Origin of the sequence: Leclercia sp. (assembly GCF_036780805.1) — a bacterium.
In the GTDB taxonomy this organism is placed as follows: domain Bacteria; phylum Pseudomonadota; class Gammaproteobacteria; order Enterobacterales; family Enterobacteriaceae; genus Enterobacter.
Genome location: NZ_DAIQCE010000009.1, coordinates 1 through 24,943, shown reverse-complemented (window position 1 = coordinate 24,943; position 24,943 = coordinate 1). Strand labels below are relative to the sequence as shown.

General features: G+C 56.5%; 22 protein-coding genes. 17 read left to right on the top strand and 5 right to left on the bottom strand.

What is annotated here, in order from left to right:
• Nucleotides 1–41 precede the first annotated feature (41 nt).
• Complete coding sequence (gene yghU, locus V7Q49_RS17825; protein ID WP_333854016.1) at nt 42–911, bottom strand: glutathione-dependent disulfide-bond oxidoreductase; 870 nt, start codon at nt 909–911, stop codon at nt 42–44.
• 256 nt (nt 912–1,167) lie between these two features.
• On the opposite strand from yghU, the gene V7Q49_RS17820 reads away from it, so the two are divergent.
• The 10 genes from V7Q49_RS17820 to cobT all read left to right on the top strand — a co-directional run bounded on the left by V7Q49_RS17820 (nt 1,168) and on the right by cobT (nt 10,243).
• Entirely contained in the window at nt 1,168–2,757 is a 1,590-nt protein-coding gene (locus tag V7Q49_RS17820) for an ABC transporter substrate-binding protein (protein WP_333854014.1), read from the top strand.
• A 58-nt stretch (nt 2,758–2,815) separates the two neighbouring features.
• The gene (locus V7Q49_RS17815) at nt 2,816–3,769 is read left to right on the top strand and encodes an ABC transporter permease (RefSeq protein ID WP_106996089.1); all 954 of its coding nucleotides are present in this window, start codon (nt 2,816–2,818) and stop codon (nt 3,767–3,769) included.
• A 6-nt stretch (nt 3,770–3,775) separates the two neighbouring features.
• Nucleotides 3,776–4,621, top strand: a complete 846-nt coding sequence (locus V7Q49_RS17810; RefSeq protein WP_333854011.1) for an ABC transporter permease — start codon at nt 3,776–3,778, stop codon at nt 4,619–4,621.
• A complete protein-coding gene (locus tag V7Q49_RS17805) occupies nt 4,614–5,591 on the top strand; it encodes an ABC transporter ATP-binding protein (RefSeq protein ID WP_333854010.1) in 978 nt (325 codons plus the stop codon). The genes V7Q49_RS17810 and V7Q49_RS17805 overlap by 8 nt, the downstream gene beginning before the upstream one ends.
• Nucleotides 5,588–6,565: an ABC transporter ATP-binding protein gene (locus V7Q49_RS17800; protein WP_333854009.1), complete on the top strand. Its 978-nt coding sequence runs from the start codon at nt 5,588–5,590 to the stop codon at nt 6,563–6,565. The genes V7Q49_RS17805 and V7Q49_RS17800 overlap by 4 nt, the downstream gene beginning before the upstream one ends.
• Before the next feature lie 120 nt (nt 6,566–6,685).
• Nucleotides 6,686–7,237, top strand: coding sequence for a peroxiredoxin (locus V7Q49_RS17795; RefSeq protein ID WP_333854007.1), 552 nt, complete (start codon nt 6,686–6,688; stop codon nt 7,235–7,237).
• Nucleotides 7,238–7,279: 42 nt separating this feature from the next.
• Nucleotides 7,280–7,825, top strand: coding sequence for a bifunctional adenosylcobinamide kinase/adenosylcobinamide-phosphate guanylyltransferase (gene cobU / locus V7Q49_RS17790; RefSeq protein WP_333854005.1), 546 nt, complete (start codon nt 7,280–7,282; stop codon nt 7,823–7,825).
• Nucleotides 7,822–8,580, top strand: a complete 759-nt coding sequence (cobS, locus tag V7Q49_RS17785; protein ID WP_333854003.1) for an adenosylcobinamide-GDP ribazoletransferase — start codon at nt 7,822–7,824, stop codon at nt 8,578–8,580. The genes cobU and cobS overlap by 4 nt, the downstream gene beginning before the upstream one ends.
• A gap of 2 nt (nt 8,581–8,582) precedes the next feature.
• On the top strand, nt 8,583–9,182 hold the full coding sequence (cobC, locus tag V7Q49_RS17780) for an alpha-ribazole phosphatase (protein WP_333854001.1): 600 nt from the start codon (nt 8,583–8,585) through the stop codon (nt 9,180–9,182).
• 11 nt (nt 9,183–9,193) lie between these two features.
• Complete coding sequence (gene cobT, locus V7Q49_RS17775) at nt 9,194–10,243, top strand: nicotinate-nucleotide--dimethylbenzimidazole phosphoribosyltransferase (RefSeq protein ID WP_333854232.1); 1,050 nt, start codon at nt 9,194–9,196, stop codon at nt 10,241–10,243.
• A 4-nt stretch (nt 10,244–10,247) separates the two neighbouring features.
• Here the strand turns inward: cobT and V7Q49_RS17770 are convergent, their stop codons facing one another.
• The gene (locus V7Q49_RS17770; RefSeq protein ID WP_333853999.1) at nt 10,248–10,748 is read right to left on the bottom strand and encodes a LuxR C-terminal-related transcriptional regulator; all 501 of its coding nucleotides are present in this window, start codon (nt 10,746–10,748) and stop codon (nt 10,248–10,250) included.
• Nucleotides 10,749–11,463: 715 nt separating this feature from the next.
• Between V7Q49_RS17770 and V7Q49_RS17765 the strand changes: the two genes are divergently transcribed.
• The 4 genes from V7Q49_RS17765 to V7Q49_RS17750 all read left to right on the top strand — a co-directional run bounded on the left by V7Q49_RS17765 (nt 11,464) and on the right by V7Q49_RS17750 (nt 16,427).
• On the top strand, nt 11,464–12,057 hold the full coding sequence (locus tag V7Q49_RS17765) for a fimbrial protein (protein ID WP_333853997.1): 594 nt from the start codon (nt 11,464–11,466) through the stop codon (nt 12,055–12,057).
• 81 nt (nt 12,058–12,138) lie between these two features.
• Nucleotides 12,139–12,840, top strand: coding sequence for a fimbrial biogenesis chaperone (locus V7Q49_RS17760; protein ID WP_333853995.1), 702 nt, complete (start codon nt 12,139–12,141; stop codon nt 12,838–12,840).
• Nucleotides 12,841–12,921: 81 nt separating this feature from the next.
• Entirely contained in the window at nt 12,922–15,438 is a 2,517-nt protein-coding gene (locus tag V7Q49_RS17755; protein ID WP_333853993.1) for a fimbria/pilus outer membrane usher protein, read from the top strand.
• Complete coding sequence (locus V7Q49_RS17750; protein WP_333853991.1) at nt 15,429–16,427, top strand: fimbrial protein; 999 nt, start codon at nt 15,429–15,431, stop codon at nt 16,425–16,427. The genes V7Q49_RS17755 and V7Q49_RS17750 overlap by 10 nt, the downstream gene beginning before the upstream one ends.
• Here V7Q49_RS17750 and V7Q49_RS17745 read toward each other — a convergent pair.
• Both V7Q49_RS17745 and V7Q49_RS17740 read right to left on the bottom strand, forming a co-directional pair.
• Nucleotides 16,414–17,037: a DUF2238 domain-containing protein gene (locus tag V7Q49_RS17745; protein ID WP_333853989.1), complete on the bottom strand. Its 624-nt coding sequence runs from the start codon at nt 17,035–17,037 to the stop codon at nt 16,414–16,416. The two genes, V7Q49_RS17750 and V7Q49_RS17745, sit on opposite strands and share 14 nt — an antisense overlap.
• Before the next feature lie 119 nt (nt 17,038–17,156).
• Entirely contained in the window at nt 17,157–20,156 is a 3,000-nt protein-coding gene (locus V7Q49_RS17740) for an autotransporter family protein (protein ID WP_333853987.1), read from the bottom strand.
• A gap of 257 nt (nt 20,157–20,413) precedes the next feature.
• Between V7Q49_RS17740 and V7Q49_RS17735 the strand changes: the two genes are divergently transcribed.
• Complete coding sequence (locus tag V7Q49_RS17735) at nt 20,414–21,184, top strand: alpha/beta hydrolase (RefSeq protein WP_333853985.1); 771 nt, start codon at nt 20,414–20,416, stop codon at nt 21,182–21,184.
• A gap of 36 nt (nt 21,185–21,220) precedes the next feature.
• The gene (locus tag V7Q49_RS17730) at nt 21,221–21,940 is read left to right on the top strand and encodes a GntR family transcriptional regulator (RefSeq protein WP_333853983.1); all 720 of its coding nucleotides are present in this window, start codon (nt 21,221–21,223) and stop codon (nt 21,938–21,940) included.
• On the opposite strand, the gene V7Q49_RS17725 is transcribed toward V7Q49_RS17730, so the two are convergent.
• Nucleotides 21,928–23,127, bottom strand: coding sequence for an enolase C-terminal domain-like protein (locus V7Q49_RS17725; RefSeq protein ID WP_333853981.1), 1,200 nt, complete (start codon nt 23,125–23,127; stop codon nt 21,928–21,930). The two genes, V7Q49_RS17730 and V7Q49_RS17725, sit on opposite strands and share 13 nt — an antisense overlap.
• A 274-nt stretch (nt 23,128–23,401) precedes the next feature.
• Between V7Q49_RS17725 and V7Q49_RS17720 the strand changes: the two genes are divergently transcribed.
• Nucleotides 23,402–24,775: a PTS transporter subunit EIIC gene (locus V7Q49_RS17720; protein ID WP_333853979.1), complete on the top strand. Its 1,374-nt coding sequence runs from the start codon at nt 23,402–23,404 to the stop codon at nt 24,773–24,775.
• The last annotated feature ends 168 nt before the right edge of the window (nt 24,776–24,943 follow it).

Genomic DNA, 24,943 nt, shown 5'->3' with positions numbered 1-24,943 from the left:
CCCGGCAAGCGCAGCGCCGCCGGGCAATGGGTCAGCACATCTTAACCCTGACGTTTATCTTCGGTATTGGTATCAAAATCGCTCGCGGCATGACGCTCATGCAGCTGTTCGTTCAGCTCGCCGTTGGTGCGGTTGACGATACGCCCGCGCTTCACCGCCGGACGGCTGGCGATATCTTTCGCCCAGCGCTGGACGTTCTTGTAGCTTTCCGCGTCGAGGAACTCCGCCGCGCCATAGACCTGGCCGAGCGCCACGCTGCCAAACCACGGCCAGATAGCGATATCCGCGATGCTGTACTCTTCTCCCGCTACATAACGACCGCGCGCCAGCTGTTTATCCAGCACGTCGAACAGGCGTTTGGCTTCCATGGTGAAGCGGTCAATCGCATACTCAATTTTCACCGGGGCATAGTGATAGAAGTGACCAAACCCGCCGCCGAGGAACGGGGCGGAGCCCTGCAGCCAGAACAGCCAGTTCAGGGTTTCTACCCGTCCAGCGGGATCTTTTGGCAGGAAGTGACCGAATTTCTCCGCCAGATAGAGCAGGATATTGCCGGATTCAAACACGCGGGTCGGCGGCGTGGTGGAGTGATCGCGCAGGGCCGGAATTTTGGAGTTCGGGTTAACGTCGACAAAGCCACTGGAGAACTGATCGCCCTCGCCGATGCGGATCAGCCAGGCGTCATATTCCGCACCGGTCACGCCCAGCGCCAGCAGCTCTTCCAGCAGGATCGTCACCTTCTGGCCGTTCGGCGTGCCCAGGGAGTAAAGCTGCAGCGGATGCGACCCGACCGGCAGTTCTTTGTCATGGGTCGCGCCCGAGATTGGACGGTTGATGCTGGCGAACGCGCCGCCGTTGGGGTTCTGCTTCCATTCCCAGACTTTCGCTGGCTGGTAGTTGTTGTCGGACATGTTGATCTGCCTTTTTGGGATGTGTTGAGGCAGTTTAGCAGGCATTCAGTGAAGGGTTTAACGAACTGAGCGCATAAGCATATGCAGTATTCCTTCTGGCGCTTATATATATAAATTCCGCATAAGCTTAATCAAAAATGGCATTTTCATTGTTAATGCGAAAGGGCTTAAAGCTGAATATGATGCGCAAACAGATATCTGTGAAAAATAAAAATTAGCAGTTAAAAAAACTTTCAAGGCAAGGAGTTAGTGAGATATGCGTAAGCCATTAGTATCTGCTGTTCTGGTCGCGCTGGCCCTGGTCGCCGCGGGCTGTGATGATGCCAAAAATAAAGAGACTGCGTCGGCCCCGGCGGCCAAAAGCGATGCGCCAAAAGAGGGCGGTTCACTGATTATCGGCATTACCTCCGGCGACCCGCTGGCGGTTAACCCGCTGTATGCCAGCGACCGCACCACCCTGACCATCATGCAGGCGCTCTATGCTCCGCTCTACAGCTTTAACGATGGCAAAATCGAATGGGGCCTGGCCGAAAGCCTGACGCCATCCGCCGATAACCTCAGCTACACCCTGACCTTAAAACCGAATCTGAAATGGCAGGACGGCCAGCCGCTGACCGCCGACGACGTGGTCTTCACCTTCAATAAACTGCTGGAGGAGAAACAGCACAGCTTCTTCCGCAGCATGTTCACCTATGGCGGCAAGCCGGTGGCGGTGAGCAAGGTCGACGATCGCACCGTCAAGTTCACCCTGCCGCAGGTGAGCGCCGCCTTTACCGGCACTCTGGTGCAGATCTACCCGATCCCGCAGCACGTCTTCGCCAGTGAAGCCGATCTGGAAAAGAGCACCAAAAACGATGCACCGGTCGGTTCCGGGCCGTTCAAATTTAAAGAGTACCGCGCCGGGCAGTATTACGCCCTGACCCGCTTTGACGACTACTGGAACGGCAAAGCGAAGCTCGACTCCGTGACCTACCGTTTCGCCAAGGACAGCAACTCCGCCAACCTCGCGCTGCAAAACGGCGAGATCAACCTGAAGATGGTCGATCCGCAGGATGTGTCGCGCCTGAAGAATACCGGCAAGTTTGATTTCGTGGTCTATCCGGAAGGGCGTCTGGCCTATATGACCTTCAACCAGAACGTGCCGGTGATGAAGAGCAAAGAGCTGCGCCAGGCTATCGCTTACGCCATCAATAAGGACGAGCTGACCCAGACCGCGTTCACCTCGCTGGACTATGCCAAACCGGCCACCTCGTTCCTGACCCCGGATACGCTGTACCAGACTAACGACGTTGAGCAGTACAAGTTCGACCAGCAGAAAGCCAAAGATCTGCTGAAAGCCTCCGGCGCGCCGGCAAACCTCAAGCTGCGTCTGGCCTACGTCAACACCAACAAAACCCAGGAGAGCCAGGCGCTCTACATTCAGCAGGCGCTGAAGGGGATTGGCGTGAACGTGGAGCTGATGCCGCTCGACTCTAACGCCATGTCCCAGCGCAGTCTGGATATGAAGAATACTGCCTGGGAGCTGAACCTCGGCGGCTACATCATGGGTGCCGAGCCGGATGGCTACAAATCGCTGTTCATGAGCAACGAAGCCTACAACTACGCCCACTACAAGAACCCGCAGTTCGATGCCCTGTGGGATAAAGGTGCCGTGGAGACCGACGCCGGCAAACGTGCTGAGATCTACAAGCAGATCCAGCAGACCGTGGCCAATGAAATGACCTACTACCCGATTGCCTACACCAACGCCACCGTGGCCGTGGATAAACGCTTCGGCGGCACCAAAGAAGCGGAACCGAAGCCGGTGTATCTGTTCCAGGATCTGTCAAAAATCTACCAAAAATAAGCTGTCGCCCCGGTCAACCGATCGGGGCTTTTTGTTGGGTAAGTCGTAAGGGCATGTCGTGAACACATTACTGATGCGTCGGCTGCTGCAACTGGTGCCGATGCTGTTCTTTATCTCGCTGGTGGCGTTTTTGCTGGTCAAGCTCGCCCCGGGCGATCCGGTGGCGGCGTACATTACCCCGCGCATGGCACCTGAGGACATCGAGCGTATTCGCCAGAGTCTGGGGCTGGATAAGCCGCTGGTGACGCAATATTTTCTGTGGCTGAAAAACATTCTGCAGGGCGATCTGGGCTATTCGCTGATCTACCACCGCCCGGTGCTGGTGATGATTGCCGAGCGAATTCCGGCCACCCTTGGGCTGATGGGAGCCTCGCTGCTGATGGCGATTATCCTCGCCATTCCGCTGGGGCTGCTGGCCGGAGCCTTTAAGCACCGCTGGCTGGATCATGTCCTGAACCTGTTCGCCTATATTGGCATCTCGGTGCCGATTTTCTGGTTTGGTATTCTGCTGATTACCGTCTTTGCCGTGCAGCTCAACTGGTTCCCCAGCATGGGAATGCGCACCATCGGCATGGAGGATAACTGGCTGGACGTGGTGCGCCACGGCGTGCTGCCGTGCATTGCGCTCACCTTCTATAACCTCTCCAGCTACGTGCGCTACATCCGCTCCAACACCATCTCGCAGCTCTCGGCCGACTACGTGCAGACCCAGCTGGCCTATGGGGCCACACGTTCCAGCATCCTGTTCCGCCACGTGCTGAAAAACGTGCTGCTGCCGGTGATCACCCTGTTTGGCCTGTCGTTTGGCGAGCTGGTGGTGGGGGCCTATGTCACCGAGAGCGTCTTCTCGTGGCCGGGCATGGGATTACTGGGGATCCAGTCGATCACCTCCCTGGACTACCCGCTGATTATGGCGATCATCATGCTTTCGTCGCTGATGCTGATCGTCGGCAACCTGATCGCCGACCTGTTATATCGCTTCGCCGATCCCCGCATACGTACCCTGAGGTAACCCCGGATGAGCAGACGCTGGCAACAGGTTCGTCACCAGCTGCGCCGCAATCGTCCGGCGCAGTTCTCTCTTTTTGTCCTCTTTATTTTTGTCGCCGCCGCGCTCTGCGCGGGGCTGAGCCCTTACGATCCGGATCAGATGTTACTGGGCGCACGCACGCTACCGCCGGATGGCGCCCACTGGTTTGGCACCGACGAGTACGGGCGCGACTACTTTACCCGCGCCCTGTACGGCGGGCAGATCTCGCTGATGGTCGGCTGTCTGGCGATGGTCTTTTCAACGCTGATCGGCACCCTTGTCGGCACGGTGAGCGGCTACTTCGGCGGCTGGCTGGATAACCTGATGATGCGCGCGGTGGATATCCTGATGGCGATCCCGGCCTTCTTCCTGCTGCTGGTGCTCAACGCTTATCTGAAGCCCGGCGTGGATAACATCATCATGATCATCAGCCTGCTGACGTGGATGAACATGTCCCGGCTGGTGCGTGCCGAAACGCTGTCCGTTAAAGAGCGCGAGTATGTGCTCTATGCCCGCGCCTCGGGGGAGCACCCGTTGCGGATTATCCTGCGCCACATCATCCCTGGCGTGCTGCCGACCATTATCGTCGCCGCCACCCTGAATATTGCCTCGGCCATTCTGATGGAGTCGACCCTTAGCTTCCTCGGACTCGGGGTGCAGGCACCTGCCGCCTCATGGGGCAGCATGCTCAATAACGCCCAGTCCTATATTGGGGAGGCCTCGTGGCTGGCGATGTTCCCCGGCATTCTGATTTTGCTGACGGTATTCAGTTTTAACGTGTTAGGCGACGTGTTCCGCACCGCCTTTGAGCCGGGAGCGAACCGCGATGAATAACTTACTTGAACTCGACAACCTGCAAACCACCTTCCGCACCCGCGATGGCGATGTCCACGCGGTGCGCGGGGTGAGCTTTCACGTTCAGCCGGGGGAGCTGGTGGGCATTGTCGGCGAGTCCGGCTGCGGCAAGAGCGTCACCTGCAAATCGATCATTCAGCTGCTGGGCAGCAACGGGCGCATTACCGGGGGGCAGATCCGTTTCAACAATGACGATCTGGCCCAGAAATCCCCGGAGCAGATGCGCGCCATTCGCGGGAACCAGATCGCGATGATTTTTCAGGATCCGATGACGGCGCTTAACCCGGTGGTCACCATCGGCAGGCAGATGTCCGAGATCCTGATGCGTAACAAAGGTCTGAACAAAAGAGCGGCCCGCGCGGCGAGCATCGCCATGCTGGAGCAGGTGGGCATTGCCGAAGCGGAGCGCCGTTACGACCAGTATCCGCACGAGTTCAGCGGCGGGATGCGCCAGCGGGTGATGATCGCCATCGCGCTCTCCTGCGATCCCAAACTGCTGATAGCCGATGAACCCACTACCGCGCTGGACGTCACCATTCAGGCGCAGATCCTGCGGCTGCTGAAAAGCCTGCAGCAGAAAACCCACACCGCCATCCTGCTGATCACCCACGATCTCGGGGTCGTCGCCCAGGTATGCAGTCGGGTGGTGGTAATGTACGGCGGGCTGGTGATGGAGGAGGGCAGCGTGGAGGATATCTTTTATCGCCCGGCGCACCCCTACACTCAGGGGCTGCTGGCGTCGCTGCCGCACCCGGAGCAGAGCAGCCATCGCCTGTCGCCTATCGAAGGATCGCCGCCGGGCCTGCTCAATCCGCCCCCGGGTTGCCCGTTTGCCGAACGCTGTCCACACCGGATGCCGCAGTGCGATCGTCAGCCCGCATTTTACCGCCCCGATCCGGGGCACCGCGCGGCCTGCTGGCTGCTGGCCGATAAGGAGGTTCAGGCATGAGCGAACAACATTCCCCGCTGGTCAGCGTCCGGGACCTGCATAAGCACTTCACCCTCAACGGCGGCCTGCTGCGCAAAGGGGTAGCGGTGAAAGCGGTGGACGGCGTCAGCTTTGATATCCGCCAGGGAGAGACCTTTGGCCTGGTGGGCGAGTCCGGCTGCGGTAAATCGACCCTCGGGCGCGCCATTCTGCGGCTGTTTGATATCACCTCCGGTGAGATAGATTTTGCCGGGCAACCGATCGCCCAGGCCAGCGAAAAGCAGCTCAAGCCGCTGCGCAAGCGGATGCAGGCCATTTTCCAGGACCCGTATTCGTCGCTGAACCCCGGGATGACCGTCCAGCAGCTGGTGGCGGAGCCGATGCAGATCCACGGCTACAGCCGCGAGGAGCAGCGGGAGCGTACCGAAACCCTGCTCTATAAAGTGGGGCTCAAGCAGGAACATCTTCAGCGCTTCCCGCACGAGTTCAGCGGCGGCCAGCGTCAGCGGATCAGCATTGCCCGGGCGCTGTCGGTGCGCCCGGAGTTTGTCCTGTGCGATGAGCCCCTGTCGGCGCTGGATGTTTCGGTGCAGGCGCAGGTGGTGAACATCCTCCAGGATCTGCAGCAGGAGCTGGGGCTGACCTACCTGTTTATCGCCCACGATCTGTCGATGGTGCGCCATATCTCGACGCGCATCGGGGTGATGTACCTCGGCAAGCTGGTAGAGGTGGCGCCTGCCGACAGGCTATATCAGCATCCGGCGCACCCCTACACCCGGGCCCTGTTAGCCTCGGTGCCGCAGCCCGATCCGCGGATCCGCAATCTGGAGCAGGCGACCTTGCGCGGGGAGATCCCCGGCCCGACCTCCGTACTGCCGGGCTGTAAGTTCTGCAGCCGCTGCCCGCACGTGATGCCGGTATGCCGCCTCGAAACCCCCGCAATGCAGGAGATCGCCCCCGGCCATTTCACTGCCTGTTGGTTGTTTAAGGTGTGAGGGCATCAGGCCGCACATTCCCGTAGGCCCGTGCAAGCGCAGCGCCGCCGGGCAATGGCCGCCGGGCAAGGCGTTTCGAACTATCCTTCAGAGATCCCCTTTATTCTGTCGGAGTTGACCATGAAACCTTTCTCGATCCTGTCCGCGGCCGTCGTGCTTTCCCTCTCTCTCTTTACCTCCCACGTTAACGCTGCCCTCGAGGCGGGCAGCAGGGCACCCAACTTCACGCTGCAGGGGGCGCTGGCGGGAAAACCCCTGACCTTCTCCCTGCAGCAGGCGCTGCAAAAAGGACCGGTGGTGCTCTACTTCTTCCCGGCGGCCTTCAGCAAGGGCTGCAACATCGAAGCCAACGCCTTTGCCGACGCCACCGACGAATTTTACAAGCTCGGTGCCAGCGTGGTGGGCGTCACCGCCGGCAATGTCGAGCAGGTGGATGAGTTTTCCAAAAAAGAGTGCCGGGATAAATTCACCGTCGCCGCCGATCCCGGGGCGAAGGTGGCCGCTCAGTATCAGACGCTGATGCAGCTGAATGGCAAAACGCTCTCCGAACGCACGTCGTTTGTCATCGCGCCTGATGGTAAAATCCTGCTGAGCTACACCGACCGTAGCCCCGAAGCGCACATTCAGAAAACGATGGCGGCCGTTAAGCAGTACGCCGATTCGCACTCGTAGCGCCGCGGGTTTTTGTCGCATTTTTTATCAGGAGTGCAAGGAATGATTGTCGTGACCGGAGGGGCGCGCAGCGGTAAGAGCGCTCACGTTGAGGGGCTGGTCGCCCGCCACTATTCTCAGGTGTTATACATCGCCACCTCCACCGTCACCGACGACGAGATGGCGGCGCGTATCGCCCGGCATCGCGCCCAGCGGCCCGCCCACTGGCGCACCCTGGAGCGTTATCGCGATCTTGGCGCGGCTCTCCACCAGCAGGTGCAGCCGGGTGAAGCGGTGGTGATCGAGTGCATTACCACTATGCTGGCGAACCTGCTGTACGACGCCTCGGGCGGGGCCGATCCCGATACGCTGGACTTTGCGGCACTGGAGGTTGAATTACAGCAGCAGATCGACGATCTGATCGTCGCCTGCCTGGCGACCCGCGCCCCGGTGTACATCGTGACGAACGAGCTGGGGATGAGCATCACCCCGGAAAATCGTCTGGCGCGGCATTTTGTCGATATCGCCGGGCGGGCAAATCAGAAGCTGGCCCAGGCGGCAGAAGAGGTCTGGCTGGTGGTCTCAGGGATTGGAGTCAAAATTAAATGAGCTTAGCGATGTTATGGGCGACGCTGCGCCTGATGTCACGTATTCCGGTGCCGGAAAAATGGGCCGATGGGGTGGAGTTCCGCCAGCTGGCCCGTGGGGTGCCATGGTTTGTGCTGGTTGGCGCGACGATCGGTGCGCTGGCCGGGCTGCTGGCGCTGGTGGTGAGTCAGACCGGCGGCGGGATCTCTATTGGCGCCGCGGCTTACGTGCTGGCGCTGGTGCTGCTGACCGGCGGCTTCCATCTGGACGGGCTGGCCGATACCTGCGACGGCATCTTCTCGGCCCGCAGCCGGGAGCGAATGCTCGAGATCATGAAGGACAGCCGACTGGGCACCTTTGGCGGCCTGGCGCTGGTGTTCGCCATTCTGCTGAAAGTCTTCGCGGTGATTGGCCTGGCGCATCTTCCCGCCAAAGAGTGGTTCATGCTGCTGGTCTGCGCCCCGATAGCCGGGCGCGCCGCGCTGGTGCTGGGGATGTACGGTCAGCGCTACGCCCGCGAAGGCGAAGGGATGGGCAGCCTCTATATCGGCCAGGTGAGCTTCCGCAATGCCGCGCTCACCCTGCTGGGCGGGACGCTGGCGGTGGGGTTGATCGCCGGGCTGCACGGGCTGGCGGCGATGCTGGTCACTTACGTCGCGATCTATGGTCTGGTGCACTATCTTCGCCGTCGTCTCGGCGGGCAGACCGGGGATACCCTGGGGGCGCTGGCCGAAACCGCAGAGATCGTCTTTCTGCTGGCATTAATGTGGGTCTGAAGATGCGATTTTTTCTGGTTCGTCACGGACAAACCTCGGCCAACGCCAGCGGCCTGTTCTATGGCAGTACCGATGTGCCCCTGACGCCGCTGGGGATTGAGCAAAGTGCGCGGGTGGGCGGTCTGCTGGCGGAGGTGACATTCAGCGAGGCGATCGCCAGCCAGCTGCTGCGCGCGCAGCAAACCGCGGAGCGGATTGTCCCGGTGACCGGGTACGATCCACGGCTCAACGAGATGGATTTTGGTCGCTGGGAGATGCGGCACTTCAGCAGCATTGCTGAAGAGGAGCCTGAAGCCTGGCAGACCTGGCTGGATGACTGGCAAAACGCTACCCCCAGCGGCGGCGAGCCCTTCCCGCACTTTGCCGAGCGGGTGAAGGCCGTAGCCGACGAGTTAATCCAGCGCCAGGAGCCAGGCGATATGCTGATCGTGGCGCATCAGGGGGTACTCAGCCTTCTGCTGGCCCACTGGTTAAAGATGCCGACAGGCTCCTTGTGGCACTTCCCGTTTAAGCAGGATGCTTACACGATGGTGGAAAATCGCGGCGGATTTATGCTGTTACGCGCCTTTAACGACCGGAGCCCTTTCCGGGAAGAAGAATGAGAACAACACAGATGCAGACAATACAGGAACTGCTGGCCGCCATTCAGCCGCTGGATAAAGACAAACAGATGCAGGCGGCGCAGCATATCGATGGCCTGGTGAAGCCGCTTAACAGCCTGGGACGGCTGGAAACCCTGGCCATCCAGCTGGCGGGGATGCCGGGCTTAACCCGGCTCGAGGATCTGCAAAAAGAGATCGTCGTGATGTGCGCCGATCACGGCGTTTACGCAGAGGGCGTCGCTATCAGCCCGCAGCAGGTGACCTACCTGCAGGCGCTGAATATGCTCAAGGGCACTTCCGGGGTTTGCGTGCTGGCGAAGAACAGTGGCGCGACCGTGCTGCCGGTGGATATCGGCATCGACTGCGAGCCCATCGGGACGATGCTGAGCCTGAAGGTGGGGCGCGGCAGCGGCAACATCGCCCGCGGCCCGGCGATGAGCCGTGTTGATGCAGAACAGCTGCTACTGCGCAGCGCCCGGCTGGTGCAACAGCGTGCCGCAGAGGGGATCGCGGTGTTTGGCGTCGGCGAGCTGGGTATCGCCAACACCACCCCCGCGTCGGCGATGATCAGCGTGCTCAGCGGCTGCGATCCGCACGAGGTGGTGGGGATCGGCGCTAACCTGCCGGCAGATCGGATGCAGCATAAAGAGGCGATTGTCCGTCAGGCGATTGCCGTCAATCAGCCCGATCCCGGCGATGCCATCGATGTGCTGGCGAAAGTGGGTGGCTACGATCTGGTGGGGATGACCGGCGCGATCCTCGGGGCGGGGGCGTGCGGGCTGCCGGTGGTGCTGGACGGTTTCCTCTCTTATGCCGCGGCGATGGCCGCATGCCAGCTCGCGCCTGAGGTGAAAAACTACTGCATCCCGTCGCATTTTTCGGCGGAAAAAGGATCCCGGCGGGCGCTGGAATACCTCGGCTTAACCCCTTATCTGCATATGGATCTGCGTTTGGGGGAGGGGAGCGGGGCAGCGCTGGCGATGTCGATCGTCAGCGCCGCCGGGGCGATGTATTGCCAGATGGGCGTGTTGGCAGAGAGTGGGATCAGCCTCAAAGCCTGATCCGCTAATCCAGATTACCCGTGGCCCAGTACATCGCCTGGGTACGGTTTTTCACTTTGATTTTCTTGAAGATATTGTAGATATGGGTGCGGACGGTATGTTCGCTGATAAACAGCGCGTTGGCGATATCGTTGTTTGTCGCACCTTTACAGAGTTTATCGAGGATCTGTTTCTCCCGGTCCGTCAGCAGCTCGTTGCTCTGCTCTGCGGCTTCCCGCACCTGAGGTTGAAACAGATGCGACGTCAGGCCCTGAATAAGGTTGTAACTGATTTGCAGGGTCTCTTTTATTCGGGCGCTGACGTGAGGCTGGGTATCGGAACGATAAAAAATATCCGATAGCGACGGCCATTCGCTAACGGGTTTGCCGCGCTCATGATCGTCCATATTCATCAATACCACTTTTATCGGCTGGGTCTGTTTGCGCAGCGCATTTTGCCAGAAGGTACTAAGGCGTTTATTTGCTGAGACAATATCAAATAGCACCAGCGTACCTGCCGGCAGCATTTCCGGTAAGGGAACGCGTATATTATGTAATTTAATAGGAGTAAGCGTTTCTGTTTGCAGTAATGAAAGAAAAGCCTGCGCCTGTAGTGAGGGTTCAGTTAAAAAACATACAGAGACTGGCTGTGTAGAGCTTTGTATGTCATCAGACATTTCTGTGATCCTTCTTATATATTAAAAGATCTAATCATTTATTCAGCATGGTGTTGTTGCTTCGCGTTTTCAGACAAAAAAAGCCATTACAGGAAGGGCGCTACTGAACTCATTAGCATGAAAAGTAACGGCTAAAATACTTTGTGGGCTAATTTAGCTATGAGGCTAGTCAGCAACCGCCTCGCTGTCAAAGCGGGTGATGAAAAAAAGTGACGCCTGTCGGGCTGATGCTGACAATTCTGTGTGACAGTATTATGTCGTTGATTTTGCACTTGTTTTATTGCGTCTTATTTCAGCATGCCCTGACGATAATAAGGCGGACGTATGAGATAACGCCGCCATGCTCATACCGGGATCGTAGAATATTAAAGTTTTGTCAGAATACGTATATCGTTGTAAGGTACTTTTTCGGTCTTTTTTCATAATCAAATCGCTGTCGGTGATATTAAAACATCCTCTTCCAGCACTACACATGCCTGAGTACATTTTCAAAATTTTATACCACACCACGCGCTTATTATTGAGCTCGTGGTGAAAACAACACACACAGTAATGGGATGAAAAAATGAAAAAAGTCTATCTGGGTTTACTGCTCTCTTCTGCGCTGTTTGGTATTAATGTTGCAAACGCCGCCGTAACACTGGACGGCGCAACCATCGATTTCAAAGGTTATGTTTTGCAGTCCTCCTGCAAAATTTCCTATGAAGGCGTGAACGGTCAGACCGTTTATCTGCCGGTCACGCAGGCAACCGATTTTGTTTCTGCCCTCGGTCAGGAAAGTAATAAGACAAAGGCATTTTCCATCAAATTAAAAGACTGTGCTGATGACTATGCGCTGAAAAGTTATACCGAGCCAGATGTCTATCGCAAAATCAGCTGGAGCGTAGGCCCAGGTATGTGGGTGGCGAAAGATAACGTCGGCCAGCTGAGCCTGATTAAAAACAATGGTTCAGCGGATAACGTATCTATCTTCCTGAGAAATACGGATTCTACTAACTCAGTCAGCGCTGTTAACGCCAGCAACTACAAATTCAAAGCATCCGCTTCCGATGATGATGTTTATAACTTCCTCGCCGGGTATGCCAAAACTAAAACGCTGGTAGCACCAGGTGCAGGAAGCGTTTCAGGTTCAGCAACCTTCGAAATTGTTTACGAATAATACCCTGACGGCGGCGATTCACTCGCCGCCTTCTCCGGTTTAAGCCAGCTTCACTTTTTTTATTTTGTCAGGGGGATACTAATGAAATATTTGGTTTTAGCGATGGCGGCGATCTCCACCCTGCCAGCGCTGGCAGATAACATCCTCATCAACGGGAAGCGGTTTATTTACCCGCAAGCTGAGAAAGAAATTACGGTTAAGCTGAATAACACCTCTTCGCGTCCGGCGCTGGCCCAGGTCTGGTTAGATAATGGCGATCCCAGCGTGTCGCCCGAGAATATCACTACGCCATTTGTTATTACCCCACCCATTTCCAGAATGGATGCGCAAGGCGGGCAGTCCATTCGTATCCGTCTGGCCTCCGCAACGGGTTTGCCGTCCGACAAGGAGTCATTATGGTGGCTGAATGTACTGGATATTCCCGCCGCAGCGAAAAAGTCGCAGCCTGATTCTGCCGGTGAGCTGCAAATGGCGATTCGTTCACGTTTAAAATTCATCTATCGCCCTACCGGATTAAGCGGACGTGAGCAGGCCGCGGAAAAACTGGTACTGAAAGGCTCGGGAAATACTATTACCGTTTCTAATCCAACGCCTTTTTATATTACCGTTATCGCTTTTCTACCGGATAAAGAAAAAGCGTTGAACAGTCAGGCGGTCATGCTGGCCCCTCAGTCCACGCAACAGGTGACATTCCGTTCTTCCGTTCATTCTGGTGATGAACTTTCTGTTGTCGAGATTAATGACTTTGGCGGCACGAGTAAATTTAAAGCAAAAATCATTTAATAATAAAGCGCTTCCCTACGGCTTATAATAAATTCCTACTGTAAAGCAGGATGATTATGTTTTTTAATGAAAGGAAAGATGATGGCTATTATTAAGCGGGCTGTCATTGTTATTCTCATTATGAGCACTACCCCTGCGTTGTGCCAGGCTGAAGGTGACAGCGCAGAGGGCGATCAGGAATATACCTTCAACAGCAACTTTCTCGTGGGCGCAAGTAGCCAGACAGATTTAAAACGCTTTGATACCACCAGCCTGCAACCCGGAACCTATTCCGTTGACGTTTATAATAACGGTGAGTGGAAAGGATTAAATGATCTGCAGGTCACCCGGGATGCCAAAGGGCATGCCGGGGTCTGTTATACCCGGGAGATGCTGGAAAACTTTGGTATTGATGTCACGAAGCTGAATAAAGAAAAGCATGAAGACGCTAATTTTTGCGGCAATTTAAGTGAATGGAGCGACGAACCCACTCTGCAGGACACATTGAGTTCTGCCCAATTGCGTTTAGACCTTAGCGTGCCGCAGCAGTTTGAAAACGAACAATACAGAGGATATGTTGCGCCCGCGCGGTGGGATAAAGGCATCTCTGCGCTGAATATTTCTTATATGGCGGACTATTACGACATTATTCAGGCAGATAATGGCGATAAAGGTAGAAATGCTTTTATGGGCGTTCAGGCTTATCTCTCTTCTGCCGGATGGCAGTTGCACCACAATGGCAACGCCAACTGGACCGATAAAGAAGGGGCGAAATGGACCAGCAATGAAACCACCTTAACCCGGCCGTTGGCCGCTGTTAAATCGCTGCTCACGCTCGGACAATTTGGGTCTAATGGTGATTCGTTCGACTCCGTGAACCTGCTCGGTGCCAGTCTGGCCACCGACGATATGATGTACCCGGACAACATGATCAGCTATGCCCCGGTGGTGAATGGGGTGGCGGAAACCAACGCGTTAGTCACTATTCATCAGAACAATAATCTCATCTATCAAACCACCGTCGCCCCGGGGCCGTTCAGCCTGAACAACATTTATCCCTCCGGCGTGGGCAGCGATTTGATCGTCACCGTCCATGAAGCCGACGGTCGGGAGAAAACCTTTTCGGTGCCTTACAACTCGGTGGTGAAATTACAGCATCCGGACATGAGCGATTATTCGATCACCGTCGGGGAGGCGAATGATGACAGGTTACGTAATAAACCGATTATCGGCGTGGGGACCTGGCGCTATGGTCTGAATAATACCTTTACGGTGTATGGTGGCGTCAGCGGTTTTAATGATTATCAGGCATACCAGGCAGGTTCAGGGATGAATACGGTTATCGGCGGTCTGGCGCTTGATGTCACCCAGGCGAAGACGCGTTTAGCCAGTAGCGATGTTTCAGGTCAACAGTACCGTCTGATGTTCAACCGCACCTTTACGGAATCGAATACTGGCGTGAGTCTCCAGTTCAGCCAGGCGACAGAAAATTACTATTCGCTGCCAGGCGCGCTTTATATTATCGACCAGCAAAAACAAGGGATGTTTGCTGATTACGCCCCGAAAAAAACCAGCGTCAGCCTCACTATAAATCAGCAGTTTCCCGAGGGGTGGGGAAATCTTTATCTCTCTGGCTCGGTCAACCGCTACTGGCATCGTTCGGGTACGGAGGAGCAGTACTCCGTAGGCTATGGCAACAGCTGGGGAAAACTGAACTGGGGGATTAACCTGCAACGGGTCTATACCAATCCGAACAGCAGCTCCGTTTCGGGTATTGATCCGCAACTGGATAACGGCCTGGCCCCCGCCCGGCGTAAAAAAGACGACACTATCTCGCTTAACATCAGCTATCCCCTCTCGTTTGGCGAAGACAGGACAGCCTCTGTGTCGTCCAATACCACCTTCAAAAACGGCGCGTTTGACAGCACGCAACTGGGGCTGAACGGTTCGTTAGATAAAGAGAACACCTTACTGTATGGCGTGACCAGCAGCGCTAATAAGAACAACGATTATGACGTCGGGCTCAACGGCAACTACATTGCGCCCTGGTCATCCCTGACCGCCAGCTACAGCTACGGCAATACCTATCAGCAGATCGGCGCCGGGGCGAGCGGGACGATGCTGGTCCACTCCGGCGGCGTGACCCTCTCTTCCGAAATGGGGCCGACCCTTACTCTGGCGGAGGCGAAAGGGGCAAAAGGGGCCTCTATCGCTGGCTCCACGTCGCGTTTCGACAGCAACGGCTATGCCCTGACTTCGGCCCTGCAGCCTTATCGGGTGAACAACATTGAAGTGGATATGAAAGGCGCATCTGAGGATGTGAATTTTGACTCCACCAATATGCAGGTCGCGCCTTATGAAGGCAGCGTTACCAAAGTGGTCTTTAAAACCAACGTGACAAAATCCCGTATGCTCGTCGCCCGCCGTCCGGGCAATGTCGCCCTGCCATTTGGCGCGGAAATCAGGGATGAAAAGGATGAGTCCATCGGTTTTGTCGGCCAGGGTAGCACGCTGTTTATCAGCAGCGATACCGCCAAACGGGCGCGTATTGGCTGGGATGGCGGACGGTGCGAAGTCAATTTGATGCAACCAGAGCTTAAGGAGCAAGTATGTCTCTGAAGTGCTTGCTTTGTTCCGCAATCACCCTGTGGCTGGTGGGGAGCGGTATAGCACAGGCGGAATGCTTTACCCTGGCGGGTGGTCCGTCAGGATCCTCTCTGTTTATGGATATTGGCCGGGTTATCGTGGATGCCGATGCCCCGGTGGGATCGGTGGTGGCTAAACGCAGCTGGACGCTGCGGGAGATGAATACCACGTATCGCTGCTCGGGGAGTAATCAGTTCGATTCCCGGGTAACGATGCCGGGCAGCCAGGACAATGGCAACAAGGTGTGGTCCACCAATATCCCCGGGATTGGGCTGCGCTACACCCTGAAAAACAGCCAGGCGATGCCGCTGGTGTATGACAGTAAAACCACCCTGCCGTCGGCGCCGGGCAGCGATGTCACCCTGAAGAACGCCACTTTTACCCTGGAGGTGGTGAAAACCGCGCTGCTGTCAGGAAGCGGCAAAATCGCCGCCGGGCAATACACGGCCTTCGGTAATGTCCCGGCAGGTAACCCTCTGTTAACCACCTGGATGCGCGAAAGCTCGCTGACGATCGTCTCCCCGTCCTGCCAGGTGAGTAACACCACCCACTTTAATGTTGATATGGGGACCGTCTCCTTTTCCGCCTTCAAAGGGCCGGGCAGCACCGCCGGAGGGCGTGACTTTGCGATCAAACTCCAGTGTCCTGGCGGCGCGGGCGTCTCGGGAACGCGGGTCAATATGACCTTCGACGGGAATCTGGCCGAGAACACGACGGTGCAGCAGGGGGTGTTACGTAACGATCTCAAAGGGGTGAACACCGCCTACGGCATCGGGGTACAGATCCTCGATAAGAACTATAAGGTGGTGGAGTTTCGCAAAGCGCACCCCGTCGCCACCTTAACCGGCGAAGTTACCCAGTTTCTGAACCTCGCTTACTTTGCCCGCTACTATCAGTATTTGCCCCAGGCCACGGCGGGGGCGGTGCAAGCGCATATGGTGTTTAACATTACCTATGACTGAGGTGCATTAACTGGCGTTGATGCCACCGTCCGAGGAGCAGCACCGTGGTGAGCGCGCCGAGCAGGGCGCAGAACATATCGGACTGGGTATCCCAGGGATCGCCCTGAGTACCGAGGAAATCATCCGCGCCCTGGCCCATCGCCAGCGCCGCCCACCACTCGATTAGCTCGTAGGTGGCGCTGATCGCCAGCGCAATACAGCACACCAGGAAGGCCGTCATCTTGCGCCCGGTGACGTAGCCGCCGCGCACCAGGATCTCCCGGGCCGCCAGCGCAGGCACCAGCCCCTGGAAAAAATGCCCCAGCTTGTCATACGGGTTGCGGCTCAGATGGAACATCTCCTGAACGTCAAAGCCGATGGGCACTTTGGCGTAGGTGTACATCCCGCCCACCATCAGGATGATGGCGTGCCAGAAGATCAGCGTGTAGAGCAGGGGAGTCAGCGGGTAGCGCCGTTGGGTGGCGAGCAGCAGCGGCACGATAATAATGACCGGGGTCACCTCCATCAGCCAGGTGGTGCGGTCCGAGGTCATTAGGCCGGTATACATCAGGATCAGCAGCAGAAGCAGCGCGCCGACCTTTAATCCAGAGGAGAGTCCAGTTTGCGTCATGTGAGTTAACTGTTGAGTAAAAACAGAAACTATTAACCGGGACGGCGAAAAACACAACGTTTGGTAGCGGAGCATAAAAAAACGGGGCCAATCGCGGCCCCGTTGATCGTTCATAACAATCAGAACGACTTGCGTAAACGCAGACTGAAGGTGTGCGCCTGGTAGCGCTCGCCGGCCTGCAGATCGTAACGCGCGTCGAGACTCAGATCGTTGGCGTCATACAGAGTGGTGCCCACGGCCACGCCCGCCATATCTTCCACCGGAGAGGCCCCTTTGGTGATAAAGCTGGTTTCACCGATAGTATCGGCGGCGTAGGTCGCATGGCTGCTGACCTGGCGGATATCGTACTGGTGGATCCACGAGACCTGGGCGAACGGCGTCAGGTTACCCAGGCCGGTGGCGAAGGTCTTCTCGATGCGGGCTCCGATATCGCTCACCACAGACTGGGCGTGGGTGCTGCTGACATCCAGCGCCATGCCGTTGCCGCCGGTTTCGCTGTAACCATCCACATGCTGATAGCCGTAGGTCAGGCCCGCCAGCGGCGTCAGGACCACGTCAGCCGGCAGGGTAATCGGATAGCCAAGCTCGCTTTGCAGGGTGATGGACTGACCGTTGAACTTGCCATGGGCAGCGCCGGAGAAGCCGGTGAAATCAGCGCGACGCACGGAGCTGTAGTTCTGACGGTTCAGACCCGCAGAGAGGTTCAGGTACCACGGATTGCCGGTGTAACCTGCATAGCCAATCACCCCGTAGTTATCGGCGGTGGAGTTGTTGCCGCTCAGGTTGTCTTTACCGTGTACGGAGGTGTTGCTGTAGTTCAGGGCTGCGCCCAGACGCCAGTCGTCACCCAGCGCACGGTCGGCACCGATGATCAGGCCGCCAAACTTCGCGGTGTAGCCACTGACGTTGTCGGTGCTGTCCTGACGAGCATAACCGCCGAACGGCTGACCCCAGACGATCCAGTTGTTGGCGTAGTCATCGCCGGTTGCCACGCCGCTGACGCCGGAGGCTTGCGGGTTACGTGCGGCATCGATGTGAGCACCCACTACGGCCTGAGCGGTAGAGGTCGCAACGGTGGCCGCGGAGCTGGTGTTCAGGTTCTGGCTGGTGGAGAGACGCTCGCCTGCGCGGTTCGCTTCCTGTTGACCTTCAATTGCCAGCGAGGCGTTATACAGATTCAGCAGCTGCGGGGAGGCGATACCGGAGTAGTGCGCCAGCCCGCCGAGTGACGCCGTGGCGCTCGGGATGGTGGCATAACCGCGTTTGGTCGGCTGAGCCGGTGCGGGTTCCGCTGGCGCAGGCTGCGTCGGCGGCGTTGGCACTGCGACGACCGGGGTGGTGACGTCGGGCTCTGCCACTACCGGCGGGGTGACTTCTGGCGCAGGCGTTGGTTCTACCGGTTCAGGCGTCGGCTGTACCGGATCGATGATGACCGGCTCTGCGCCCAGGGTTACGACCAGGGCCTTGCTGTCAGCAACGTCATAAACGGCGCCATTGACCGTACCGCGGTAGCCGAAGGCTTTATATTTCAGCTGGTCGGCGTGGTAGTCGGTCTCTGCGCCTGCGGCATTGATCACGACGTAACGCTGGCCTTCGGCGAACTGGTAGGTGCTGCCGGTGCGCAGCAGGTTGATGCTTGAACCCGCGTCGATAGTGGCATTGCCGCTGACGTTCAGTCGGCCATAGCCGGTATCGGCAAGCAGATCGCCGCGGGCATCCGCCAGATCCGAGACGCCGGAAATCAGCGTTGCGGCGGCTTTCTGATGATAATCGCCGGAGATGTTGATGCTGTTGTTAATCTGCAGGGAGGCCGCTTCGTTCACCACGGTGCCGTTTGCTACAGGTGCATCATCGCTCATCTGCAGTGACATCAGGCCGTATTCAGGCATCCTGCTTGCCGTATTGATATTGTCGTTCAGCAGCAGCGAGCCGGTACCGAATACCACACTGGAATTGGTAATGGTGCCTGTCGCGCCCTCGATGCCGGTCAGCGTGCCCATCGTGGTGGTGCCGCCGTTAATGGTCAATGGCGTTGTGCCTGAAACGAAAATATCCCCGGTAACGACCCCGGTGTTGGTCAGCGTAACGGTGCTGTCGGCGTTATTGCTGTCGGCATACAGAGCGTTGCTGCCGCCGGTTAACTGGCCGTTGTTTACAATCAGGGTGTTTATGCTCTGGTTGTTGTAGTTCCAGATATAAATACCGCTCCAGCTGCCCTTGATCTCGCCATTGTTAACGATGGAACCGATGGTGCTGCCGTTGCCGCTGTTGTTATAGACACCGATGTCATTGGCGGTGATCGAACCGTTATTTTCGAGGGTACCGATAGAGCCGGCGTTCTGAATGGCGAAGGAGCTACCGTTAATTACCTTGTCATTCACCAGGGTATTAATTACGCCCTCGTTAATGATCCCGGTGCTGCCGTAATAATCCGTCGTGGCACCCTCAATGGTCCCGGTGTTATGCAGTGAGTCAATGGTACCGCTGTTAAAGATGGCCGCTTTTCGCCCCATGGACATGCCGTTGTTGCTATCCGCAGAGGAGATCAGGCCCGCGTTGTTCAGGTTATTAATGGTGCCCTGGTTGCTGATACCGCGGTAACCACTTATTTTGCCATCAACAGTATTGGTTAACGTTCCGATTGTTCCGTCATTACTCAGCGTGCCGGTGTTATAAAAACCGATGCTGTAATTGTTCGGGACGCTCTCAAGGGTGCCGCTGTTGGTAAAAGTATTCACCACACCCGATGCACCCAGCGCCACGACGCTACCGTTTTGATACTGGTTCACGCTGGCGATGGTGCCGTTATTATTAAACGTGTCTACTGTCCCCTCGATCTGAACAATATTGTTGTTTAAAAATTGGGTGTTATCGCCGCTGTCGGTAATGGTGCCATCATTGGTCAGCGTCGCTACAGTAGCGCCCGCGTTCACGGTTAACGCCGTTATCGGGGTCCCGGTCAGGGAGCCTTCGTGGGTGATGTGTACTGACGCATTTGAGCTGGCGATCTGAACGCTGCTCGACGGCGTATCAATAATAACGTCCGATGTGGCGTAGGCCTGCGCGGTCGTTGATGCCACCAGCAGAGAGATCAGCTGGCTAAGACGTTTCTTTTCCATGGTGTACCATCATAAAGTTGCGATATTTGTGCAAAATGCAGTTGTGATTTCTTCGGATTAATCCGATATCTTCGGGCGCAGAATATACAATTTGTTGCCGAAAACAATAAGTGTTACTTAATTATTTCCGGTGGAATTCATTCCACATATTTTGTCATGTTGATAATTTGAGTTAAGGCTGGTGCGGTATGAGGATATATCCTCACTTTTTACAGGGAACGGTATTGATTAATTTATCTTTATTATTGGCAGGGTGTATGACCGCCGACCCGCACAGCGCTGCACAGAAAATAGCCAGTGAAAGTGGTCTGATCAGTGAGAAATTTGACACAGATCCCTTCCCGATTATCAGCTGGCATCGCATCACGCCGCCGGTAAATTCCCTGCGGGTTTATATCGAAGGGGATGGCTTTGCCTGGAAGAGCCGCACCATCCCCTCTGATAATCCCACGCCGCGTAATCCGACCGGTTTAAAGCTGGCTGCGGCGGACAAGCAGGCAAATGTGGTTTATCTTGCCCGGCCCTGCCAGTTTATCGGACCGCCGCTGCCAGCTAGCTGCCAGGTAAACATCTGGACGCAGGATCGCTTTTCGCCCGCGGTAATAGAGGCGATGAACGAGGCGCTCAGCCAGATGGTGGCGCGTTATCCTGGCGTGAAGCTCGATTTGGTCGGCTACTCCGGGGGCGGTAATATCGCCGCGCTGCTGGCGGAACGCCGGAATGATGTGCGCTCCCTGCGCACGGTGGCCGGCAATCTCGACGTGGCGTATGTTAACGCCCTGCATCATGTTACCCCGATGCCCGCGGCTGAGAACGCCATCGATCGGGCTCCCGCGCTTCGCGCCCTGCCGCAGATCCACTACAGCGGCGAAGCCGACACCACCGTGCCGCCCGCTGTCGCCCGACGTTTTCAACAGGCGGTGGGGGAGAGCTGTGTGCGAACGGAGGTGGTCAGCGCAATGGAGCATGGTTCGGACTGGGCGGCAGTGTGGCCGCGACTGCTGGCGCAAGGTTTGCCGGCGTGCTGATGGGTGATCAACGTTGAGTGATGTCAGGACCGAACAATGAAAAAGAAAGAGTTTGTAACCCAGGATCTGCTGAGCAAAATCTACCAGGACACCACGGCGGGGCCACGCAAACTTCCCCCTGAAAGGCAGCTGGCCGAAGAGTATGGCGTCTCGCGTTTCACCATCCGCCAGGCGCTGGAAAAGCTGGTCAGTATTGGCGTGGTGCGGATCGTGCAGGGCTCGGGGATCTGGATCAACGAGCATGCGCGCAATAATCCGCTGATCTACAACTCGATCACCGAAAAGCGATTCGATCAGATGCGCTACCGGATGATCAGCCTGCATAAAACAAGGCCCGATCGCGCGGCACAGCAGATCTTTGGCATCGATGAAGAGAGTTTTATCTGGCACTTTTGCCGCCTGCGCTACGTCGATGACCAGCCCGTTCAGCTGGAAGTCTCCAGCATGCCGGCCGCCGATTTCCCCGATCTTAATCAGCAGGCGATTGAGCGTTCCATTCAGCAGTACGTCTTAAGCAAAGGGATGAATATTTCCCATATGCTGACCATCTACCGGGCGGTCAGCGTCAGCCGCGAGCAGGCGGTGATACTGGGCTGCAAAAAAGGCAGCCCGGCAATGCATATTAATAATCGCGGGATACTGGAAGGGGGCCGGGTCTTTGAGGTGAGCGATATTATCGATATCAACTACACCTGCACCTGGGTCAGCCCGTATAACCGCGATAATTTAGCCTGGCGACAAAATCAGGGCGTGTGAATCGTGCCGTCCGGCAGGCGGCTTTGCGTCCACTCGTGCGGGCGATAGACCAGCGGATACGCCAGGGCCAACTCTTCATTAAAGCCGGTGCCGATACCGGGCGCTGTCGGCGGATAGACAAACCCGTCCTTCACCTCAGGCGCGCTAGGGAAGACGCTGTCGGTGGCACTGGAGCGCGGAATAAATTCCTGGATAGCCGCATTATGCAGGTGAATGTTCAGGTGTGTATTCACCGCCACGCCGATGGGGGTCATATCACCGGGGCCATGCCAGGCGAGACGTACGCCAAAAGCCTGACACAGGTGCGCCAGCTTTAGCGCCGGGGTGATGCCGCCGATCTGCGAGATATGGCAGCGAATAAAGTCGATGCGGCGATTGACGATCAGGTCGTGCCATTCAGCAGGGTTATTGAAAAGCTCGCCCATCGCCAGCGGGACGCAGCTCTGCTGGCGAACCTGCTCCAGCCAGGCGCTCTGCTGGGGCGGTAAGATATCTTCAATAAAGTAGGGCTGGTAAGGCTCAAGCTGTTTTGCCAGCTGCACCGCCTGCTGCGGGAATAAACGCTCGTGAACATCGTGTAAGAAATGGAGCTTCCAGCCATATTTTTCGCGCAGGGCGCGGAACATCTCTACGGTATTCGCCATGTATTCATGCTGATCGAACCAGGCGCCGGACGTCGGATTCTCCGGGGCATGCAGCGCCGATGGCGTACCGCCGTAAAAACCCAGCTGGCAGCGGATATGACGATAACCTTGCGCCACCAGTTTATCGACAGAGGTAAAGAGTTCCTCCAGCGTCTCACCGCTGGCGTGGCTGTAAGCCGGGATCGCGTCGCGGGATTTGCCGCCCAGCAGTTGGTACAGCGGCATGCCGGCCAGCTGCCCTTTAATATCCCACAGGGCCATATCCACGCCGGAGATCGCGTTATTCATCGCCGGACCGTTACGCCAGTAGGCGTTGACGTTCATCATTTGCCACAGGTCTTCGATGTTGTTGGCATCCCGGCCGATCAGCAGCGGCTTGAGATACTCATCTACCAGGGTTTTAACCGCCAGCGGGCGCTGCTGGAAAGTGGCACAGCCGTGTCCGACGGGCCCTTGCTGCGTGGTAACGCGAACGGTCACCAAGTTATGTCGGTCCGGACGGGTAATAAAACACTCGATATTAGTGATAATCACAGGCGTCACGAGAAACTCCTTTGCTGCTCTGTGGAAATACAGAATGGGAATATCATCGCCTTAAAAATGTTTTCCGGTAAACCGTTTTTTTATTATTTATTTTGGTCAGTTATTTGATTCTATTTTAATTAAAAACCATACCAATTTTACATTAAGGGTGGTTTTATGGCTCTTTACGTAGTTAAGTGTGAGCGATATCAAATTTTATTGGTTTGTTTTGTAGGGTGGGTTTATCTATTCTCGTGGCATCAATAAAACAACAACCCTACCGGCAGGAGTCTTTATGGGGACGCAAGAAGCCATCAATAATATTATTCGTCTGGTCGGCGGCCAGGGGAATATTAATAAAGTCTGGCACTGTATGACGCGGCTACGGTTTGATTTAATCGACGATAATAAAGTGGATCAGGCTGCGATTAAAAATCTGCCGGGGGTGCTGGGCGCACAGCTGCAAAGCGATCAGTTTCAGGTGATCATCGGGCCGAAGGTGAACAGCTGGTACGAGCAAATGCTTAATGTGCTCGGCCAGGGGGCTGATAACGCGCCGACGGCGACAAAGGGGCGTAAAAGCCTGGTCTCCCTCTTTATGGATACCGTCTCGGGGGTGTTTGGTCCGATTGTTCCGGCTATCGCTGGTGCCGGGATGATAAAAGGCTTGCTGGCGGGGCTTATCGCATTGAAGGTGGTTTCGGCGAAAAGCGACACCGTCATGATTATCGACCTGATTGCCAGCGGCGTTTTCTATTTCCTGCCGTTCTTCCTCGCCGTGTCGGCGGCGAAGATCTTCAAAACCAATGAGTATCTCGCCGCGGCGGTTGCCGCCTGTCTGATGTATCCCTCCTTAATAGAAGCAGCGAAAGCGTTGGCGACACATCAGGAAGGGGCGGTCAGTGCGCTCTGGTTAATGAATGCGATCCCGGTATCCGTCTTTAACTATGCCTCGAGCGTCATTCCGGTGATCTTCTCGGTGCTGGCATTGAGCTATATCCATCGCTGGGTAGACAGCATCATGCCGGATGTACTGAAAACCGTCTTCACGCCGACGCTCACCCTCTTTATAGGTGCCCTGGCGGCGCTGGTGGTAATCGGTCCAGTTGGCATCTGGCTGGGTAAAGGACTCGCCTTCTTTATAGAAGGGCTGTTTGGTGTGTCGGCCAGTTTTGCCGGACTTATCGTCGGGGCCATCCGTCCGGTGGCAATCCTGACCGGTATGCATCACGCAATGACGCCGATTGCCCTGCAGAACTTCAGTGACCGTGGCTACGACATGCTGATGCCGATGATGTTTATGGCCAATATGGCAATTGCCGGGGCGACATTTGCTATCTGGCGCCTGAGTCGGGACCGCCAGGAGAGGACCGTTACGCTGTCGGCGGCCATCTCTGCGCTGCTGGGGATCACCGAACCGGCACTCTTTGGGGTCCTGACGCGCTATAAGAAAGCCTTTATTGCCGCCACGGTGGCCAGCTCGCTGGCATCAGCCTTTATTGCCTTCTTCGGCGTGCGTCTCTATGGCTACATTCTGTCGAGCATCTTTAGTTTGCCTGCTTATATAGGCCCCTACTTTGTCTTTGCTCTGGCGGGCGTGGCGATATCTCTGGTGCTCTCCTTTACGCTGACTACCGTTCTGGTGAAGAAAGAGCAGGCCGCAGAGTGATTCTGGACCCCGTCTTAAAGGGTGCGTAGCAGGGAATATCAGCACGTTTGTGGATAACTCTGTGGGCAAATGCGTATAAGGCGGGGTTTTGCTGGGGAATGCAGCAGTCAGTCATTTTTCTGTCATTTAAGGGTTGCGGCCCCGGAAGAACTCCCTATAATGCGCCTC